Genomic DNA, 1,085 nt, shown 5'->3' with positions numbered 1-1,085 from the left:
TCCTCCTACGCCCTCACCGTGCAATGCCCCTCGACCCGCGGCATCGTCGCCGCCATCTCCGGCTTTCTGGCCGAGCAGGGCTGCAATATCACCGACAGCGCCCAGTTCGACGATCTGGCCACCGGCAATTTCTTCATGCGGGTCAGCTTCCGCAGCGAGACCGGCGCCGAGATCGCCGCGCTCGAAGAGGCGTTCGCCGCCGTGGCCAAGAGCTTCGGCATGAATTTCGCCTTCCACGACGAGGCGTCGAAGATGAAAGTGGTGGTGATGGTCAGCCGCTTCGGCCATTGCCTTAACGACCTGCTCTACCGCTGCCGCATCGGCGCGCTGCCGGTGGAGATCGTCGCGGTGATCTCCAATCACATGGACTATCAAAAAGTGGTGGTGAACGCCGACATCCCCTTCCACTGCATCAAGGTCACCAAGGAGAACAAGCCGCAGGCCGAGGCGGCGATCATGCAGGTGGTCGAGGACTCGGGCGCAGATCTGATTGTGCTGGCGCGCTACATGCAAATCCTCAGCGACGAGATGTGCCGCAAGATGTCGGGGCGGATCATCAACATCCACCACAGCTTCCTGCCGAGCTTCAAGGGCGCCAACCCCTACAAGCAGGCCTATCAGCGCGGCGTGAAGCTGATCGGCGCGACCTCGCATTACGTCACCGCTGACCTCGACGAGGGCCCGATCATCGAGCAGGACATCGTCCGCGTCACCCACGCGCAATCGCCCGAGGATTACGTCTCGCTCGGCCGCGACGTCGAGGCGCAGGTGCTGGCCCGCGCCATCCACGCGCATGCCCACCGCCGGGTCTTCATCAACGGCGACAAGACCGTGGTCTTCCCCGCCTCACCGGGCAGCTACAGCTCGGAACGCATGGGCTGAAACGCGGCGCTTTTGCCACGCATCCCCGCCCGCGGCACGCTCCGGCCTGCCTCCGGCGGGGATATTTTCATCTAGACGAAGCGGCGAACTACGTCTCTTCGTCTAGACCCAAATATCCCGGGGGAGACGCGCGCAGCGCGGCGGGGGCAGAGCCCCCTACTTCTAGCAGCGCCGCAGGTCGTGCGGCGGGGGCAGCGCCCCCT

The 1,085-nt window shown here is 64.8% G+C and carries 1 protein-coding gene; it reads left to right on the top strand.

Features of this window, described 5'->3' with window-relative positions; genetic code table 11:
- A partial coding sequence (gene purU / locus G0A00_RS26305; protein ID WP_164185629.1) for a formyltetrahydrofolate deformylase occupies positions 1 to 882 on the top strand: 882 nt, incomplete at its 5' end.
- Between the last annotated feature and the right edge of the window lie 203 nt (positions 883 to 1,085).

Source organism: Salipiger sp. PrR002 (assembly GCF_010500775.1).
In the GTDB taxonomy this organism is placed as follows: domain Bacteria; phylum Pseudomonadota; class Alphaproteobacteria; order Rhodobacterales; family Rhodobacteraceae; genus Salipiger.
The sequence above is the reverse complement of the archived record's forward strand: the minus strand, read 5'-3'. Positions and strand labels throughout refer to the sequence as shown.